The following is a 17,811-nucleotide window of genomic DNA, read 5'->3' as shown; positions in this document are numbered from 1 at the left end:
TAAAATAAGTTATACTATCATAATTTTTGTTTTTATTATATAAATAATATTAGTTAAATTTGATTTATAATTTTATCAATAGCATCCATGAAATCCTTTGAGATAACTTTTTTACGTTCATTTCTTATTGCAAACATTCCGGCTTCTGTACATGCTGCTTTCAAATCTGCTCCTGAAAAACCTTCCGTTAACTCACTTATTGACTCAAAATCTATGTTTTCATCGATTTTCATTTTTTCTGTATGAATTTTAAGAATGTTTATTCTTCCATTTTTGTTTGGAAGCGGGACTTCAATAGTCCTGTCAAACCTTCCGGGTCTTATCAATGCATCATCCAGTATGTCCGGTCTGTTTGTTGCAGCTATTATTCCAACATTTCCTCGGGATTCGAATCCATCCAGTTCTGAAAGCAATTGCATTAATGTTCTTTGAACTTCTCTGTCAGCACCCTGTGTTCCATGGGTTCTTTTTGTTCCTATTGCATCAATTTCATCAATGAATATGATTGCTGGTGATTTTTCCTTTGCAAGTTCAAATACCTGTCTGACGTATCTTGCTCCTTCTCCAAGGAATTTATTGACAAATTCTGATGCCACAAGTTTTATGAATGTTGCATTTGTCTGGTTTGCCACTGCCTTTGCAAGTAATGTTTTACCGGTTCCCGGAGGGCCGTATAAAAGTATTCCTTTTGGTGGGTCGATTCCGATTTCTTCAAAAAGTTCAGGTTTTTTTATTGGAAGTTCTACGGTTTCCTTTATTTCAACAATCGCATTTTCAAGCCCTCCAATATCATTATAGTTAATGTCAGGTTTTTCTTCAATTTCCATTGCCATTATGTCCGCTTCTTTTTTGGAAGGCAATACTTCAACAACTGCTAAACTATCCTGATTTAGGGAAACTCTTGCTCCGGCAATGACTTTGTCTTTATCAATTGAGCCTGGATATGTCACAACAAAGTCATGGCCGACATGGCCTCTGATTCCTACTCTATTGTCATCAAAGACTTCGGTTATTGTAGCAAGAATCAATGGTGTTTTTTTAAAGGATTTGATTTCTCCTTTCAATTCTTTAATTTTTCCTTCCAGTTGACGATTGCTGACATTCTGCTTTAATTCTTTTGTTTCTAGGTTTCTTAATTTTTTAGTGCTTTCAGTATTTTCCTCTTTCAGAATTTTATTTTCATCTTCAAGAGTTCTGATTTTTTCAAGCAATACTTCTTCACTTTCGCCCATCATATCACCTTGCAAAAATAAGTTCTCATATGGTGATATATAATTTAAAATATATAAAAATAAAAAGAAAAAATAGATTGATAAATCTATTTGATTAAGTCAGAGTCAGATTGATCTAACCATTCGTTAACGATTTTTACTGCACAGTAATTTCCACACATGGTACATGTGTCTTCTTCTTCAGGAGGTCTTTCATCTCTTTTTGCACGTGCAGCTGCTGGGAACATTGCGCATTCATATTGTGCTTCCCAATCTAATCTTTTTCTTGCTTCGGCCATTGCTAAATCTTGTGAACCATCAATTTGTCCTGAAGCTAAGTCTCCAGCGTAAGCTCCAATTTTTGTAGCTATAACTCCTTCTTTCACGTCTTCCGGAGAAGGTAAAGCCAAGTGTTCTGCAGGAGTTACATAACATATGAAATCTGCTCCAGCTTTTGCAGATGATGCTGCTCCGATTGAGGATACGATGTGGTCGTAACCTGGTGCTACATCACACACAATAGGTCCTAACATGTAGAAAGGTGCGTTTGAACACATTTTCTTTTGAATCATTACGTTTGTTGGAATTTCATTGATTGGGATGTGTCCTGGTCCTTCAATCATACATTGTACTCCAGCTTCACGTGATCTGTCGATTAATTCTCCTAAAATGATTAATTCTTGTATTTGTGCTCTGTCTGTTGAATCAGCAATTGATCCTGCTCTCATACCGTTTGCAAGTGAAAGAACAACATCATGTTCTTTTGCAATTTCTAAAACATAATCGAAGTTCTCGTATAATGGATTTTCCTGTTCATTTTCAACAATCCATCCGGACATGAATGATCCTCCTCTGGAAACGAGTCCGGTTACACGGCCTTGTCTTTTGAGTCTTGTTAAGGTTTCAATGTTGATACTACTGTGGACTGCCATGAAGTCAATTCCGTCTTTTGCTTGTTTTTCAATAGTTTTAAATAATTTGTCTTCGTCCATGTATACAACGGAACCTTCTTCTCTAATGGTTTCGATTGCAGCCTGGTATACTGGTACTGATCCTACTGGAAGTGGGGACATGTCAAGCACTCTTCTTCTTATTACATCTAAGTCTCCACCAATACTTAATTCCATTAAACAGTCTGCACCGTTGTCGATTGCAATTTGTGCTTTTTCAACTTCTTCATCAAAGTTCACGATATCTGTTGAAGTTCCAACTGTTGCATTAACTTTTGTTCTAAGTCCTGCACCAATACCTGCTGCTTCAATGTCTCTGTTAACGTTACTTGGGATAACAATAGTTCCTTCAGCTACTGATTTTAAGATAAAATCTTCTGAAACATTTTCTATTTTTGCAACATGTTTCATTTCATCAGTTAAAATACCTTTTTTTGCATCACTTATTTGTGTCATACTACCACTCAATTATTTTTTAATTAACTCAATATAATTTGATTCAATAATCATTTTTGTTTGATATTAATTCTTTTGTGTTAATAATATTTAAATTGATTGATTCAAAATACATATAAATTGATAATTTTAAAGTAGGTTTTAAAATAATACTGACTGTTTTGTCGTATTTTTGTCTGGAAATTCATATAGATAATTAAAAATTTCACTTGCATTATTCATGATTCCAGCATCTGAAGTTCTTTTATTAAAAATCTTCATTAATTTAGCATTATTTGGACTGGGAATATGATAATTGCTTTTAAAATGAGTAATATATTTTTCTTTCACTCCCGGAAAATCTTCATCCAGTTTTTTATAGAAATATTGTCTGTTTCCATCACGTAAGGTCATGCCCATTTCAAAACATATTATTCCCTTAACATCGCTTTCAATACAATAATCTAATATTTGATTAATGTTTTTTTCATTATCATTAATGAAAGGTAAAATGGGACATAGCCAGACGACAGTCGGGATATTGTTTTCATTCAATCTTTTTAAGACTTCCGCACGTCTTTTTGTTGTGCAGACATTAGGCTCCAGAATTCTGCATAACTCTTCATCGGATGTTGTCAGGGTCATCTGAACTACTGCTTTAGTATTTTCATTGATTTTTTTAAGCAAATCAATATCTCTTAAAATCAAATCTGATTTTGTAATGCATGTAAATCCATGGCCATATTTGTAAATTAGTTTTAAAGCGCTTCTGGTGTATTCAAGTCCTTTTTCAATGGGCATGTATGGATCTGCCATGGAACCTGTTCCAATCATAACCTTTTGACGTTTGTTTTTAAGTGATTTTTTGAGCAAATCTAAAGCATTTTCCTTAACTTCAATATCTTCAAATTCATGATTCATCTGATAAACAGAACTTCTTGAATCACAATAAATGCAGCCGTGAGAGCAGCCACGATAAAGATTCATTCCATTTTTCGGTGATAGTATACTCTTAACTTGGCGATAGTGCATAATTATCAAAAAAAGTGGATGATGAGTTTTAGTAAAACTCATTCATTCTTTCAAATGCATCATCAAAACTAGGCATGTTGGTTTGACATCCTTGATGTTCGATGATAAATGATGAAACTGCTGATGCGAATTTAGCAGATTCCTCTAATGATTCCCCATTCAGGAATCTTGATAAAAATCCTGCTCTATATGAGTCTCCGGCACCTGTAGGGTCGACGACATCAACATCAATAGCATCAATTATTACTTTGTCTTCGCTGGAATAAATTTCACTTCCGTTAGCTCCACATGTTTTAACAATTATTTTAGGACCTAATTCTCTCAAACCAGTCAAATCAGTTTCTAATGCATCTAAAATTCTTTCAATTTCATGATGATTTCCAAAAAGTATTGTTGTGTTTTCAATAACATCTTTTAATTTTTTGGTATCGTACATTCCAAGGTCTTGACCAGGGTCAAATGAAACAAGCAAATCTTCATTTTTAGCTTCTTCTGAACATTTCCAATTGAATTCAGGGTCACCTGTTGCTAAATGCACAGCTTCAGTACTTTTAATAACATTTGCTGGTGCTTTGCTTTCAGCAAATTCCTTTGCAGCACCCCAATAGAAATAACTAATCTGATCAGAGTTGTCATCAGTTAATACAAATGCTGTTGGTGTTTTTTCACCAGGAACTATTATCAATGATTCCGTATCAATTCCTAAGTTTTCCATATGTTCGAAGTATTCAGTTTTCTTGAAATCCCCACCAACAGCTGAAACTAAAGCAGTGTTCAATCCAAGATTAGCTCCAACACAAGCAACATTTGCTGCTGCTCCACCGTTAAAAGTTTTCATGTCAGTTATTGGGGATGAAAAGTTGGCTTTTGGAAATGAAGGAACTCTAATGATATAATCGTGAGCCGCATGACCAATTGCAAGTAAATCTGTGTTTTTAACCATAATTATCGCCTTTTGTAATTTTTATTTTAAGTATTATTTATATATTTTATAAAATTTCACAAGTTTATGAAATTTACAATTTAAGAAATGAGGTGTAATATACATTATGTTTTTGGAGTATAAATAATGTTGGTGAGAGCGTGTGAGAAGTATTAATCCATGGGTATAAAACCCTGATTTTCGATATCTTTTTGAGCTTTAGTCAATAAATAATTAATTAAATCATCAGTTTTCGGGTCATCATCGTTAACTTTAACTAAACTGATAACATGTCTAGTATCAAACTTTAATATTTCATTTCCATTAAAATAACTTGCATTCAGGAAACTATGTAAGTTTTTGGAATTCTTTACTAATTTGAATGCATCAAACTGTGAATTAACTCTATATTTGATATTGTAATTCAAATCATAATGTTCAAGACTGTTCCATGCAAGCCTTTGAGCAGAACCTTCCACTTTGACAAAATCCAAATTGTCAAGGTCTTTGATGCTGGTGATTTTTTTTGAACCGGGACTTGAAATCAGGACAAGATAGTCATAGGCTATTGGAATAAAGTTTATGTCACGTTCATAAGCAATTAAAGGGTCATCCAATGTCAATAAATCTACCACTCCTCTTTTTGCCAATTTGAATGCGTCTTCGTCACTGCTGCTATAAACGTTAATGTTGAACGGCAAGTCGATACTTTCTAAAAGGCTTGAACTGATGTGTCCTCCGGCAATATTGATGTTGTTCGGTTCAGCAATTTGAATTAAGTATTTGCGGTATTCCTCCAAAAGTCTCAATCCGTCATTTGTGAGGATACTGCCATTGCCTTTCTTTTGAGTTAACTTAATTCCTAATTTTGATTCAGCTTTAAGTATTCTTCTATTGAAAACAGTATGTGAAATATTTAGTTCCTTGGCAGATTTTCGCTGTGAATGGGTTCTGTTTAACGACTCCAAACTTTGATATAATTTATAACCATAAATTTCACCATTTATCTCTAAGCTAATCAGTCCTTTGCTTTCAAGTTTCATTAATTATATATTAAAGTATTTTCATATATTTAATCTAGTGTTTTTAGGAATGATATGATGGAATTAATGAAAAGTTCAATTAAAGCGATTATAGGAAACATTGTCAGTGCTGAAGAATTTTTGGATGAAGAAGAACTGGATAAATTTGAAAATATTATCATAGAATCAAAAAATGTTTTTGTAACTGGTGCTGGAAGGTCTGGGCTTGCCGCTAAAGCATTTGCAATGAGATTAATGCATTTGGGAGTAAGCGCATATGTTGTTGGAGAAACTATTTCACCAGCTATTTATGAGGATGATTGTATTGTAGCAATATCTGGATCTGGTGAAACAAATACTATTGTTTCTGCTGCAACTATTGCTAAAAAAAGAGGTTCAAAAGTTTTAGCAGTTACATCATACACTGAATCAACTTTAGGTCAATTGGCTGACTGCTGTCTTCTGGTTAAAGGTAGGACTAAAAAAGAAGTTGATGATGAAAATTATATGAAACGTCAAATTTATGGTAACTATACTTCTTTGACTCCGTTGGGAACTGCTTTTGAATTAACCACCCTTGTATTTTTGGATGCTATAGTCTCTGAGTTAATGGAAAAGATGCATCAAACTGAAAGTGATTTAAAAGCAAGACATACTGTATTAGAGTAATTTCAATCGAAAATTACTCTATTTTGATTATTATAAACATTACACCTTTCACCACGTAGGAATCCTACTAATGTGACATTTCCTTTTTTTGCAATGTTATATCCTGAGTTTGCAGGTGCAGCATTTGACGCTAAAATGGGAACTCCTACACGTGTCATTTTAATGACCATATCTGCAGGCATTCTGCCGCTGTAAATCACATATGAGTTTGACAAGTCAAAGTCATGCAATAGGCCGTATCCAATAACCTTATCCACTGCAACATGACGGCTAACATCTTCTTTTACAATAAACTGGTCTTTGTATACAATTCCTGCAACATGTGTCCCGCCTGTAGCCTGCCAGATTTCAGCATTGTTCTTCAATTCTTCAATCCTATCAATCAGTTCATGGACAGATACCTGAAAATCAGATTCCACTTCTTTTACGGTTTTTATTTTGCTTCTCCAGCCTCCTGCAGAATCGGAACATAAAACGGTTTCATTGGTTTTAAGTAGTGTATCATCAATTTCAGCATAGATTTGATTTCCTTCTATTTTAATGTCTTTTATAGCATCCAATGAATCAACCATATTCTCATTAAACATATATCCGACAGCAAATTCTTTTAGGGAATCTTCAATCGCGGACAAGCTACGGCTAATGTCATTATTAATGGTTAAGGTAATGGTTTCATCCTGAACGACATTCTCCTTAACTTCTTTTGCTTTGTTCTTCTTAAATGATATTGCATCAATCTCTTCAATTTTCATGATTATAACTCCTGTTATATTATAATATTGATTATGTGCTATATAAAATAAATGTTAAATAATAAATATATAATTAAGTAAAAATCAATTTTTTGTGTGATACTTATGAATCAAAAAGATTATGAAGAACAGTTACAAATTGCTGGTGAATTCCATGGTGAGATTTGTGGTGGAATAGCCATTGGTACTAAACTTGCAATGTATGGTTTGGAATTAATGGGTATGGAATTAAATACTCGTCATAAAAATTTAATTGTTATTTTAGAGATTGATCGATGTATGGCGGATGCAGTTCAGGCAGTTACTAAATGTTCGATGGGCAAACGCTCTCTTAAACAAGCATATTATGGAAAATTTGCCGCAACTTTTTATAATATGGATACAGGTGAAGCCTTAAGAATCATTGATGCTGATGCAAATAGAAAAAATAAGAAAAAAGAAACTCGTGAAGACATGATTGAAAGGTTTAATGTCACACCTCCCGAAGAATTATTTGAAGTACAAAAAGTTAAAATAAAATTTAATGAATCGCAAATGCCTGGAAAATTACATACAAGTGAATTCTGTTCTCTTTGTGGCGATAGAGTAGCTGACGGATATCATTTAATTGTTGATGGTGAAATTGTATGCAAATCCTGTGCTGATGGAGCATACTATGAAGTAATTGATGATGATTAATTATTTTTCTAAGTTCTTGAAATACTTATTTGATGTTTGTTAAATCGTTTTATTACTTTTATAATATTAATTTTTATTTATTTTTTATTTTTTTACAAATCCATTTATTTTTTTATTAAATATTCTTTTTTATGGTTTTATTTAAAAATAAATGATATTTATGAATTTTTTTATAAATAATGTAGTATATATGGTAATATTTTTCATTATATTTTGTTCATATTTATTCGAACAATATTATTTTTTATAATGTTAGTTTCTTTTATTTACTTTATTTTATTTTTTAATTCAATTTAAGTCTTTTTTATTAATTCTAATTACCATTTATTTAGGTATTCCTAAAATATAGAAAAAATTCATCGATATGAAAAAGAGTCTATCATGATTTATCATTAACTTTATATTTTTTCATTTAATATTATTTAAATATTTCTTTTGGCATCGAATGACAAAGCCTTTTTATTATATGAATGCAATATATAATAACCATAATACAATGGATTAATCTGTTTGGCAGATTCTATGTATTATGGTATAAATTAATTTATAAGGGGATAAAAAGAGGTTGAGATTATGAGTTCATCTTTTAAAAGTCCAGTAGATACTGCAAAAGCAATATCTGCAACTGCTGGAGCTAAAAACTCAGCAAATATTGTAAATGTGATTTTACTCTCCTTTTTAGCAGGAGCTTATATCGCATTCGGAGGATTACTAGCTGAAATTGCTAGTGCAGGAATGTTAGCCGCAGGCGCACCTGTAGGTTTAGAAAAATTCGTATTCGGTGCAGTGTTCCCTGTAGGTTTGATTATCGTTGTTCTCGCAGGATCTGAATTATTTACCGGAAATGTAATGTTCATGGCCCTCGGTGTATTAGACGGTTCCGCTTCTGTTGGCGGTCTCGCTAAAAACTGGGTATTAAGTTGGGTATTCAACTTTGTTGGTGCATTATTCGTTGCATTTGTACTCGCTTACATGGGCGGTCTCTTCCCTGCTGAATCAGCATTTGCAACTAAAGCAACTGCTGTAGCTACTGCAAAAGTAGGTTTAGCTTGGGATCAAGCATTCATCAGAGCTATCGGTTGTAACTGGTTAGTATGTTTAGCTGTATGGTTAGCTAACGCATCTGATGATATCATCGGTAAAATCGTAGGTATCTGGTTCCCAATTATGGCTTTCGTTACCATAGGATTTGAGCACAGTGTTGCAAACATGTTCTTCATACCTTTAGGTATGTTCTTAGGTGCAAAAGGCGTAACTTGGTCTACAATGATTATGAACAACTTAATTCCTGTAACTTTAGGAAACATAGTTGGTGGAGCTATCTTCGTAGCTTGTATATACTGGTACACTTATCTCAAAGAATAAGTGTGAAAACTATTTAAGAAGCATTATTGCTTCTTAAAAATTTTTTATTTGATATAAAAATTTTGGAGATTATAAAATGGTTGAGATTAAATATGTCCCATCTATTTGCCCATACTGTGGTACCGGTTGTGGTATTAATTTCGTAGTTAAAGACGGCAAAATTATTGGGGTAGAACCTTTCAAAAGACACCCTGTAAACGAGGGTAAAGTATGTCCAAAAGGTAACTTTGGATATCAATTTATTAACAGAGAAGACAGATTAACTACTCCGTTAATAAAAGAAAATGGCGAATTCAGAGAAGCTTCCTGGGATGAAGCTTTAGATTTAGTTGCTAACAAACTCAAAGAAGTTTCAGATGAAGATCCAAACAAAGTTGGATTCTACGCATGTGCTCGTTCACCTAACGAAAACATTTACATTACTCAAAAATTAGCAAGAGTAGCTTGTGGTACTCAAAACGTAGACCACTGTGCACGTATTTGTCACGGACCTACTGTAGCTGGTTTAGCTACTACATTCGGTTCCGGTGCTATGACAAACGGTTTCGACAGTATTAAAGAAGCAGACTACATATTCTGTATTGGTTCCAACAACATGGAAGCACACCCATTGTTTGGTCGTAAAATGATCCAAGCTAAACAAAACGGTGCTAAATTAGTTGTATTAGACCCAAGATTCACTCCTACTGCAAAAATCGCAGATGAATACGTACAATTTGAAACTGGTACTGACGTAGCTTTAATGAACGCAATGATTAAAGTAATCATCGACAAAGGATTACAAGATGATGAATTCATTGCAAACAGAACCAAAGGTTACGAAGAAATGAAAGAAGTCGTACAAAAATACGATTTAGATATGGCTTCTGAAATTACCGGTATCAAACCTGAAGTAATTGAACACTTAGCTGTTGAATACGCATCTGCTGACAAAGCGGCTATCGTATACTCATTAGGTATTACTGAACACTCCCACGGTGCAGATAACGTTATGTCCACTGCTAACTTAGCAATGTTAACCGGTAACATTGGTAGACAAGGTACTGGTGTAAACCCATTAAGAGGACAAAACAACGTACAAGGTGCTTGTGATATGGGTGCATTACCTTCTGACTACGTTGGATACAGAAAAGTTGCAGACGAAGAAACTACTGCATGGTTCAATGACTACTACAGTGGATACGGATATGAAGTTAACTTACCTACCAAACCAGGTTTAACTTTAGTTGAAATGATGAATGCAGCTCACGCTGGTGACTTAAAAGTATTATACATCCACGGGGAAGACCCTGTATTATCTGATGCAGATGTTGCACACACCAAAGCAGCACTTGAAAACTTAGAAATGTTAGTTGTACAAGAATGTTTCTTAACTGATACCGCACAATGTGCTGATGTTGTTTTACCTGCAGCAGGTTGGGGTGAACAAGAAGGTACATTCACCAGTGGTGAAAGAAGAGTTCAATGCTTACACAAAGCTCAAGAACCACCTGAAGGCGCATGGGTAGACTGGAAAATCATGGAAGAAATCGCAGTTAGAATGGGTGTTCCAAGAGAATTATTCCACTACGAATCTGCTGAAGAAATCTTCGAAGAAATCAGAGAATGTGCTCCTATCATGGCTGGTATGAACCGTGAAAGATTAGACACTCCTGAAGCACTTCACTGGCCTTGCCCATCTGAAGACGACCCATGTCAACCATTAATGCACAAAGACAAATTTGCACACCCTGATGGTTTAGGTGTCTTCCAAGCATTAGAACACAAAGGACCAGTTGAAACTGTAGATGAAGAATATCCATTATTATTAACTACCACTAGAGTATTGTTCCACTATCACGCTGCAATGACCAGAAGATGTGAAACCTTATCTAACGAAGTTAAAACTGGATTCATCGAAATCAACACTAAAGATGCAGAAGAAAGAGGAATCATCAACGGTGAAGTTGTAAGAGCATTCTCAAGAAGAGGAGAAATTGCTATTCCTGCACGTGTAACTGATGATATCAGAGAAGGTATTGTAAACATTCCTATGCACTTCGCTGAATGTGCTGCAAACGTATTAACTAACTCTGATTCTTTCGACCCTAAATCTAAAATGGTTGAATTAAAAGCTTGTGCTATTGAAGTTGAAAAATTCGATGAAAAAGTCGAAATTAAAAACGAACTCTACAAATATGGTACTGATACTGAAGTAAAAGCTGAAGATATATCAACTACCACTGTACAAGTAGGAAAATAAATGGGGAGTAGATTTAAATGAGCGCTAATATTGAAAAAATGTACTATGCTTACTCTGCTAACGACGACATCAAAGCTAAAGGAGAATATGGTGGAGTTGTAACTACCATCATGAAACACTTATTAGAAAGCGGAACAGTCGATGCAGTTGTTGGAGTAGAAGAAGGTCATGATTTATATGACGCAGTACCATGTTTAGTAACCGAACCTGAAGACATTCTCAAAACCGCTGGTTCCATTCACTGTGGTACTTTAAACTTAGCAAAATTCGTTTACAAATACTTAGACGGATGCAGAGACATGAAAATTGCAGTATCATGTAAACCATGTGATGCAATGACCATCAGAGAATTAATCAAAAGAGGAAAAATCATCGGAGATAACATCATCATGATTGGTGTAAACTGTGGAGGTACCTTACCACCTGTACCAACCATGAACATGATCAAAGAAGTTTACGAATTAGATCCTAAAGATGTTGTTAAAGAAGAAATCTCTAAAGGTAAACTCATCATGGAAACTGCTGACGGAGAAGAAAAAGGATTCGGTATCGAAGACTTAGAAGAAGACGGCATGGGTAGAAGAGAAAACTGTCAAAGATGTAGCTTAAAAATCCCATCCAATGCTGACTTAGCATTAGGTAACTGGGGAGTTATTGGTGAATTAGCTGGTAAAGCTACTTTCGTAGAAGTATTCACCGACAAAGGTTCTGAAATCTTAGCTGATGTTATTGACGCAGGTTTAATTGAAGTTGCTGAACCAATCGAAAAAGGTATCAAAATCAGAGAAAACATCAACAACTTCATGCTCAAAGCTTCCAACGCTAAAAAAGAAGTTGACTTTGCTGACACCACTGGAGACATCATTGATGTATTCCACAAATATGATGAAGAATTCTCCAAATGTATGAAATGTTACGGTTGCCGTGAAGCATGTCCTTTATGTTTCTGTGAAGACTGTTGTCTTGAAGCTGAAGGTCCTGAATGGGTACCTGGTGGATACACTCCTGCAGCACCATTCTTCCACTTAACCCGTATGGTTCACATGGTTGATGCATGTACCAACTGTGGTCAATGTAGTGATGTCTGTCCTTGTGAAATTCCTGTATCCAAAGTATGGAGTACTGTAAACAACAAAGTAAGAGAAGTTTACGGATACATCCCTGGATTCGACACTGACGACAGAATCCCATTCACTGAACACATCTCAAAAGCTAAAAAATTATAGATAAAGCATTTTGCTTTATTTATTTTTTCTTATTTTTTTTAAATTTTAAAAATAATTGTTGAGAATTATGAATAATAACCGTATTGTTTATTTTGATTTTATCCGGTCTTTTGCTATAATATCTGTTTTAGTAATTCATGTTTCTGCTTTTACTTGCGTATCTATTATTCCACAATTTGATTTAGGTCCATCTTTAAATTGGTGGATATACAATTTTGATATAAATTTTTTTAAATGTGGTGTTGATTTATTTTTAATGTTGACGGGTGCTTTATTATTATCTCGGAAATGGAATATCAAGTCTTTCTTAATTAAAAAAATTCCAAGAATCATTAAACCGTTTATATTTTGGACTGTTGTTTCTTTAATATTATTTTTAGGTTGTTATAAGTTCTTGTATTTTAATATACCTCCATTTAATAGTTTCACTGAAATAATTAATTTTATTTTCACGTCCCAAGGTATATTTACTCATTATTGGTATTTCTGGATGATTTTAGGTGTTTATTTGACTATTCCTATTTATAATTTATTTGTATTAAATGCTTCTCAAAATGAATTGGAATATTTTATGATTATTTGGATATTATCTTCATTTTTATTTTTCGATCCTTTGCATAAATTACCTAATTATTTAATTTATCTCTCAAGCCCTATTGGTTTTGTTATTGCTGGATATTATTTAAGAATCACTAATAGAAAAATTTTAAATAATCCTTATTTTGCTTTATGTTGCATATTTTTATCAGTTTCACTTTCGATGTTATTTAGTTTTATTTATTCAAATTCTCAAGTTATTGTTGAATGGAATAGATATTCAATCTTTCCTGCTGTGGAATCTATTGGGATTTTTATTCTTTTTAAAAATTTTCATAAATTAAATTTGCATTTTTTTAAATTTCATAAATTAAAAAATATTTTAATTAATTGTGTTCATTCTCTTGCAAAATGTAGTTATGGTATTTATCTTTTCCATTTAATTGTTTTATATTTGGTTAATGGCGTTATTTACGCTTCATTTAACGGTCGTTTCAAATTATGGTCTTTACTCCTGTTTGTTCTTACTTTATTCATATCATGGAGTATAATTGCAATATTGGAAAAGATACCACATATGAAAGAGTTTGTTACTTAATCAGTATTGAAAGGTTCACGTTTGTCTATACCTTTCAAAAAGATTTCTTCTAATTTTTCATCACTTTCATTGTTTCTGATGTCTGTGATAATATCGACAAGATTGTCGTTTCTAAGCAGGCAAGGTTTAATTTTTCCATCAGGAGTTACTCTTAATCTGGTGCAATTTGCACAAAATTTAGAGTTATCTACAGGCTTAACTACCTCGATTTCTCCACCGTTAATGTAATATTTACGACGACCCTGCATAAATTCACGTTCTCTTACTTCGTCAGCTATATCAGATAATCTTTCCTCAACCATATCTAACTTATAATGGTATTCGGCAGAGAATTTATCGTCATCACAGTTTTCACTTTCAATCAGTTCTATCAATTGAAGAACCATGTTATTGTCTTTACAAAAGTTGAACATATCCTTTATTTCATGCTCGTTAATGTCTCTCATAATGACCATATTGATTTTAACTGGATAAAGCCCTACTTCAACACTTTTCAAAATTCCTTTTTTGGCAGCTTCAAGATAGTCTTTTTTTGTTATGAATTCGTAGGTTTCAGGGTTTAATGTATCAAGACTTACGTTTACTCTATCAAGCCCTGCCTCTTTCAGGTCTTTTGCATATTTTTCAAGCAATATTCCATTTGTCGTTATTGAAATGTCATTAAATCCTATACTGTTGATTTTTGACACGATTTCAACTATATCCTTTCTAATCAGTGGCTCTCCACCTGAAAGCCTAATCTTTCTGACGCCAATTCTTTTTGCAATCTGACAGATTTTATAAATTTCATCGGGTGTCATCTCATTTTTGGATGATCTCATGCCGTCGTGGTGGCAGTAGATGCAGTTGACATTGCATCTGTTTGTCAATGTAATTCTTAGTGAAAGTATCGGCCTGTCATATTTGTCTTTTACTACTCTTTCGCTCATGATTATACTTCCACATCAATTTTTATTTCATTAATCTCTTCATCAACTTTCAATGTGCTAATCATAGCAAAAACGCTTTCTTTAAGGATTCCGCAGGTGAATTTATTGATGTCCAAGTTATTATCATTAATTTTCAAATCAATATCTGCATTATAAAGTTCGCTGTTTTCAATGCCTTTAATTTCAACAGTAATCTTTTCAATGTCTTCATCTGTCTTGAGGGAGTTTATCATTCCTTTAATGGAATTTGAAATGATGTCCATTACAAATCCGTTTATTTCCAGGGGTTTTTGATTGATGAAAATTTCGCCGTTTGGGTGGTTGTTGTTTATTTTACTTTCATTGTTTATTACCAGTTCTATTTTTCCTATGTCTTCAACGCCATAATCTTTAATGTTCAATGTGTTGATGATTCCAAGGTTTACCTGTTTGAAATAATCACTTACGAATCTGTTCAGCCCAATTACTTTGCCGTCAATGGACAGGTAACTGACAACATCATCTAACTCATCAGTTTTGATATTTCCTTTGCGGATTTCATTGGCTATTGACTCGCCATCATTATATCCGCAGTTTCTTTTAAATAATGTGTCGACGATGTCATGACCTTTCTCTTCAATCAAATCAGCAAGTTCACTCACTCCCTTTTCGGTTATTGTAAATGAATCCACCTGTTTGATTGTGTATTTGTCAACGACATCACTTGAAGTAGCAATTTTCGGATAGTTGTATGCTTTATATCCTTCTATAATTACAAAGTCAAAATCATCAAAGTGCTTAAGCAGATATAATATTCTATTCAAGTCATGTTCATTTCTTGAATTGAAAAAAGTGGTTGACCCTACACCAACAACCAAATTTGCTCCTGCTTGTTTATGTTTCCAAGTATCGGTATTTTCCTTATCCATTTCTATAGAGTGATGTGAATGCTTTACTGATGCAACATTATATCCTCTATTTGTAAGTTCCTCGATAACTTTCACCGTTAGCGAAGTCTTACCTGTATTTTTTCTCCCCACAATTGACACGATTTTCATTTCATAATCCCCTTTCAATATTATATTATTATATTTTTTAAATTATTAATAGATTGATATGTGTAGTTACTACACATTTTAGGTAAACCTAAAAAAATTAGCATGTTTTTGCCATTTTTGTAATACTTTCATTATATTATAGTATTACTAATTTTTTTCAAAAATGAGTAATTATTTAAAATTATTGACTTTAAATTTAATTATTCATTTTATAAATGATTATTATTTTTGATTTTAAAAAATTAATTATTTTTATTTTGTCTTATAATTTTTAATTTAATTTAATAAATATTTGATTTTTAAAAAGTGTAGTATTCCCACAGTTATATTTAAGTATTTCGACTTTAATCTAGTAGGCAAGTATATTTATATAGATGAACATATGTGTTATCATTACACATGGTGGTTCAAATGCCAAAGCATATTGCATCTGGTCTGAAATATCTCGCTGCGGTTAAATTAAAAGAAGCAGGTGAAAGTCACCAGGCAATTGCTGATGAGTTAGGCATTGATAGATCTACTGTATCACATTATTTGAACGGCAGGAACTTGTCCTGGAATTCAATTGATGTTGCAAGAACTATTACTGAATTAACTCCCAGGGATTTTTTAATAATGACCAATGCGGTATTTGATGAACCAGAACAGAGTCGAAAAATTGTGAATATTTGCCGAGAGAAGAACTATGAAGCAATTATTGAAGATTCCTGTATTGGTTGCGGCTTATGTGTAAATGTGTGTTCTATGAAAGCTATTAAATTAGAATCATTAAAAGCACATACAAACTCCGTACTGTGTTGTGGTTGTCAGCTATGTAAAGATGAGTGCCCAACTGATTCAATTAAAATTTTGGAGATTTAATAATGATAAGAAATTTGAAAGAAGTTAATGACAATAACTTTGACATTACAAGGTCAGCGGAGGAAGTAAGAAATTTATCTTTCAAAGATCATGTCTGTATCGGATGTGGAATTTGTGAGTCTACTTGTCCTGTTGGCGCAATTACATTGAATGAGATTGCTATTGACTCTCGTGTTCAAGTAGCTAATAATGTCTACTTCAGTGGTCATGAAAAAATCGCACAGAATTTCCATGACGAATTTGATGTTCAAAGAATTAGTATTAATGAAGACAAATGTGTATTATGTGGTATGTGTAGCGGATTATGTCCTGTTGACGCATTAGTATTAACTATTGATGGAGTACCAATCAGAGAAATTGAAGCATATCCTCACTACAACGCATTTTCAGAAATCGACGATGACGAATGTGTCTATTGTAAAAGATGTGAAATTGCATGTCCACGTGATGCTATCGTAATTGACAGAACATTACCAGACCGTGCTGATTTAGTAACCGGTGAAATTGAAGTAAATGATGATGATTGTATTTACTGTGGTGTATGTGAAGAATTATGTCCTGCAGAAGCAATTATTGTTGATAAAGAAACTGGTAAAGAATCTATCGAAATCAACACCGACAAATGTGTTTACTGTTTAGTATGTAAAAAAGCATGTCCTACTAACGCTATCAAAGCATTATGTAGAATTTGTTCATACGGTGAATACGATATTGACCTTTCAAAAGCTGTTGTTAAAGGTAACTCAGTCATTGACAGTGAACTCTGTGTTTACTGCGGATGGTGTGAAGGAGTCTGCCCAACTGATGCAGCTAAAGCTAAAAAACCATTTGAAGGTACAATTGAAGTTGACCAAGAAAAATGTCAAGCATGTGGTGCTTGTGTAGATATTTGTAAATGTAATGCATTAGCATTCCCAGTTTCAACTGGTCCAGGTTCAAGATTAGATCACATTGTTGCACAACCTGATTACTGTATCAAATGTAAAGCATGTGCAAAAGCATGTCCTAACGGTGCAATAACTGTAAAAAGAACTGATATTGATCACACTCCAACCAATTCAGCAACTTGGACAGATGCTTTAAATGCAATTAAAGACTAGGTGATTCGATGGAACTTAAAGTAAATCAAGATAATTGTTTAGGATGCGGAATTTGTGTAATTGCTTGTCCTGTTAACGCAGCTATTAGCCCAGAAAATGCTGGTGGTAATGGTGCTAAAACTGAAGAAGTAGTTATCATGGTAGAAAATGGGTTTATTAAACTTTTCAGTCCAGATAAATGTGAATTATGTGGAACCTGTCAAATGTTTTGCCCAGTAAATGCTATATGGTTAGAATAGGGGGAA

The 17,811-nt window shown here is 33.5% G+C and carries 17 protein-coding genes; 9 read left to right on the top strand and 8 right to left on the bottom strand.

Annotated features, from left to right (window positions below; genetic code table 11):
- Positions 1-53: 53 nt before the first annotated feature.
- From SM9_RS10845 to SM9_RS10825, 5 genes are all read right to left on the bottom strand, one after another.
- Positions 54-1,232, bottom strand: coding sequence for a proteasome-activating nucleotidase (locus SM9_RS10845; protein ID WP_058740151.1), 1,179 nt, complete (start codon positions 1,230-1,232; stop codon positions 54-56).
- 86 nt (positions 1,233-1,318) lie between these two features.
- Complete coding sequence (thiC, locus tag SM9_RS10840) at positions 1,319-2,617, bottom strand: phosphomethylpyrimidine synthase (RefSeq protein WP_058740150.1); 1,299 nt, start codon at positions 2,615-2,617, stop codon at positions 1,319-1,321.
- 141 nt (positions 2,618-2,758) lie between these two features.
- Positions 2,759-3,583 (bottom strand): SPL family radical SAM protein, encoded by an 825-nt coding sequence (locus SM9_RS10835; protein WP_232299130.1) that lies wholly within the window; start codon positions 3,581-3,583, stop codon positions 2,759-2,761.
- 73 nt (positions 3,584-3,656) lie between these two features.
- On the bottom strand, positions 3,657-4,571 hold the full coding sequence (locus SM9_RS10830) for a carbohydrate kinase family protein (protein ID WP_058740149.1): 915 nt from the start codon (positions 4,569-4,571) through the stop codon (positions 3,657-3,659).
- A gap of 152 nt (positions 4,572-4,723) precedes the next feature.
- Positions 4,724-5,593 (bottom strand): LysR family transcriptional regulator, encoded by an 870-nt coding sequence (locus SM9_RS10825; RefSeq protein WP_058740148.1) that lies wholly within the window; start codon positions 5,591-5,593, stop codon positions 4,724-4,726.
- Between the two features lie 57 nt (positions 5,594-5,650).
- Between SM9_RS10825 and hxlB the strand changes: the two genes are divergently transcribed.
- On the top strand, positions 5,651-6,241 hold the full coding sequence (gene hxlB, locus SM9_RS10820) for a 6-phospho-3-hexuloisomerase (protein ID WP_058740147.1): 591 nt from the start codon (positions 5,651-5,653) through the stop codon (positions 6,239-6,241).
- A gap of 2 nt (positions 6,242-6,243) precedes the next feature.
- On the opposite strand, the gene fdhD is transcribed toward hxlB, so the two are convergent.
- On the bottom strand, positions 6,244-6,993 hold the full coding sequence (gene fdhD / locus SM9_RS10815; RefSeq protein WP_157064734.1) for a formate dehydrogenase accessory sulfurtransferase FdhD: 750 nt from the start codon (positions 6,991-6,993) through the stop codon (positions 6,244-6,246).
- A 105-nt stretch (positions 6,994-7,098) separates the two neighbouring features.
- Between fdhD and SM9_RS10810 the strand changes: the two genes are divergently transcribed.
- The 5 genes from SM9_RS10810 to SM9_RS10790 all read left to right on the top strand — a co-directional run bounded on the left by SM9_RS10810 (position 7,099) and on the right by SM9_RS10790 (position 13,639).
- A complete protein-coding gene (locus SM9_RS10810; RefSeq protein WP_058740145.1) occupies positions 7,099-7,671 on the top strand; it encodes an FmdE family protein in 573 nt (190 codons plus the stop codon).
- Between the two features lie 573 nt (positions 7,672-8,244).
- Positions 8,245-9,036: a formate/nitrite transporter family protein gene (locus SM9_RS10805; protein ID WP_058740144.1), complete on the top strand. Its 792-nt coding sequence runs from the start codon at positions 8,245-8,247 to the stop codon at positions 9,034-9,036.
- Positions 9,037-9,112: 76 nt separating this feature from the next.
- Positions 9,113-11,278: a formate dehydrogenase subunit alpha gene (gene fdhF, locus SM9_RS10800; protein WP_083495907.1), complete on the top strand. Its 2,166-nt coding sequence runs from the start codon at positions 9,113-9,115 to the stop codon at positions 11,276-11,278.
- A gap of 17 nt (positions 11,279-11,295) precedes the next feature.
- A complete protein-coding gene (locus SM9_RS10795) occupies positions 11,296-12,504 on the top strand; it encodes a Coenzyme F420 hydrogenase/dehydrogenase, beta subunit C-terminal domain (protein ID WP_058740143.1) in 1,209 nt (402 codons plus the stop codon).
- A gap of 67 nt (positions 12,505-12,571) precedes the next feature.
- Positions 12,572-13,639, top strand: coding sequence for an acyltransferase (locus SM9_RS10790; RefSeq protein WP_058740142.1), 1,068 nt, complete (start codon positions 12,572-12,574; stop codon positions 13,637-13,639).
- On the opposite strand, the gene moaA is transcribed toward SM9_RS10790, so the two are convergent.
- On the bottom strand, positions 13,636-14,568 hold the full coding sequence (moaA, locus tag SM9_RS10785) for a GTP 3',8-cyclase MoaA (protein ID WP_058740141.1): 933 nt from the start codon (positions 14,566-14,568) through the stop codon (positions 13,636-13,638). The genes SM9_RS10790 and moaA overlap by 4 nt on opposite strands.
- A 2-nt stretch (positions 14,569-14,570) precedes the next feature.
- Positions 14,571-15,605: a molybdopterin-guanine dinucleotide biosynthesis protein B gene (gene mobB / locus SM9_RS10780; RefSeq protein ID WP_058740140.1), complete on the bottom strand. Its 1,035-nt coding sequence runs from the start codon at positions 15,603-15,605 to the stop codon at positions 14,571-14,573.
- Between the two features lie 399 nt (positions 15,606-16,004).
- On the opposite strand from mobB, the gene SM9_RS10775 reads away from it, so the two are divergent.
- The 3 genes from SM9_RS10775 to SM9_RS10765 are packed head-to-tail and all read left to right on the top strand — an operon-like array spanning position 16,005 to position 17,805.
- Positions 16,005-16,466: a 4Fe-4S binding protein gene (locus tag SM9_RS10775; protein WP_083495906.1), complete on the top strand. Its 462-nt coding sequence runs from the start codon at positions 16,005-16,007 to the stop codon at positions 16,464-16,466.
- 2 nt (positions 16,467-16,468) lie between these two features.
- Positions 16,469-17,566, top strand: a complete 1,098-nt coding sequence (gene fwdF, locus SM9_RS10770) for a tungsten-dependent formylmethanofuran dehydrogenase subunit FwdF (protein ID WP_058740138.1) — start codon at positions 16,469-16,471, stop codon at positions 17,564-17,566.
- A gap of 8 nt (positions 17,567-17,574) precedes the next feature.
- Positions 17,575-17,805 carry an ATP-binding protein gene (locus SM9_RS10765; RefSeq protein WP_058740137.1) on the top strand — a complete coding sequence of 77 codons (231 nt, stop codon included), beginning with the start codon at positions 17,575-17,577 and terminating at the stop codon, positions 17,803-17,805.
- The last annotated feature ends 6 nt before the right edge of the window (positions 17,806-17,811 follow it).

The sequence above is a fragment of the Methanobrevibacter millerae genome, assembly GCF_001477655.1.
Taxonomy (GTDB): domain Archaea; phylum Methanobacteriota; class Methanobacteria; order Methanobacteriales; family Methanobacteriaceae; genus Methanocatella; species Methanocatella millerae_A.
The sequence above is the reverse complement of the archived record's forward strand: the minus strand, read 5'-3'. Positions and strand labels throughout refer to the sequence as shown.

Excerpts from the sequence above, each read along its gene's own strand:
- SM9_RS10845 (WP_058740151.1), bottom strand. The coding sequence starts at position 1,232 with ATGGGCGAAAGTGAAGAAGTATTGCTTGAAAAAATCAGAACTCTTGAA.
- thiC (WP_058740150.1), bottom strand. The coding sequence starts at position 2,617 with ATGACACAAATAAGTGATGCAAAAAAAGGTATTTTAACTGATGAAATG.
- SM9_RS10835 (WP_232299130.1), bottom strand. The coding sequence starts at position 3,583 with ATGAATCTTTATCGTGGCTGCTCTCACGGCTGCATTTATTGTGATTCA.
- SM9_RS10830 (WP_058740149.1), bottom strand. The coding sequence starts at position 4,571 with ATGGTTAAAAACACAGATTTACTTGCAATTGGTCATGCGGCTCACGAT.
- SM9_RS10825 (WP_058740148.1), bottom strand. The coding sequence starts at position 5,593 with ATGAAACTTGAAAGCAAAGGACTGATTAGCTTAGAGATAAATGGTGAA.
- hxlB (WP_058740147.1), top strand. The coding sequence starts at position 5,651 with ATGGAATTAATGAAAAGTTCAATTAAAGCGATTATAGGAAACATTGTC.
- fdhD (WP_157064734.1), bottom strand. The coding sequence starts at position 6,993 with ATGAAAATTGAAGAGATTGATGCAATATCATTTAAGAAGAACAAAGCA.
- SM9_RS10810 (WP_058740145.1), top strand. The coding sequence starts at position 7,099 with ATGAATCAAAAAGATTATGAAGAACAGTTACAAATTGCTGGTGAATTC.
- SM9_RS10805 (WP_058740144.1), top strand. The coding sequence starts at position 8,245 with ATGAGTTCATCTTTTAAAAGTCCAGTAGATACTGCAAAAGCAATATCT.
- fdhF (WP_083495907.1), top strand. The coding sequence starts at position 9,113 with ATGGTTGAGATTAAATATGTCCCATCTATTTGCCCATACTGTGGTACC.
- SM9_RS10795 (WP_058740143.1), top strand. The coding sequence starts at position 11,296 with ATGAGCGCTAATATTGAAAAAATGTACTATGCTTACTCTGCTAACGAC.
- SM9_RS10790 (WP_058740142.1), top strand. The coding sequence starts at position 12,572 with ATGAATAATAACCGTATTGTTTATTTTGATTTTATCCGGTCTTTTGCT.
- moaA (WP_058740141.1), bottom strand. The coding sequence starts at position 14,568 with ATGAGCGAAAGAGTAGTAAAAGACAAATATGACAGGCCGATACTTTCA.
- mobB (WP_058740140.1), bottom strand. The coding sequence starts at position 15,605 with ATGAAAATCGTGTCAATTGTGGGGAGAAAAAATACAGGTAAGACTTCG.
- SM9_RS10775 (WP_083495906.1), top strand. The coding sequence starts at position 16,005 with ATGGTGGTTCAAATGCCAAAGCATATTGCATCTGGTCTGAAATATCTC.
- fwdF (WP_058740138.1), top strand. The coding sequence starts at position 16,469 with ATGATAAGAAATTTGAAAGAAGTTAATGACAATAACTTTGACATTACA.
- SM9_RS10765 (WP_058740137.1), top strand. The coding sequence starts at position 17,575 with ATGGAACTTAAAGTAAATCAAGATAATTGTTTAGGATGCGGAATTTGT.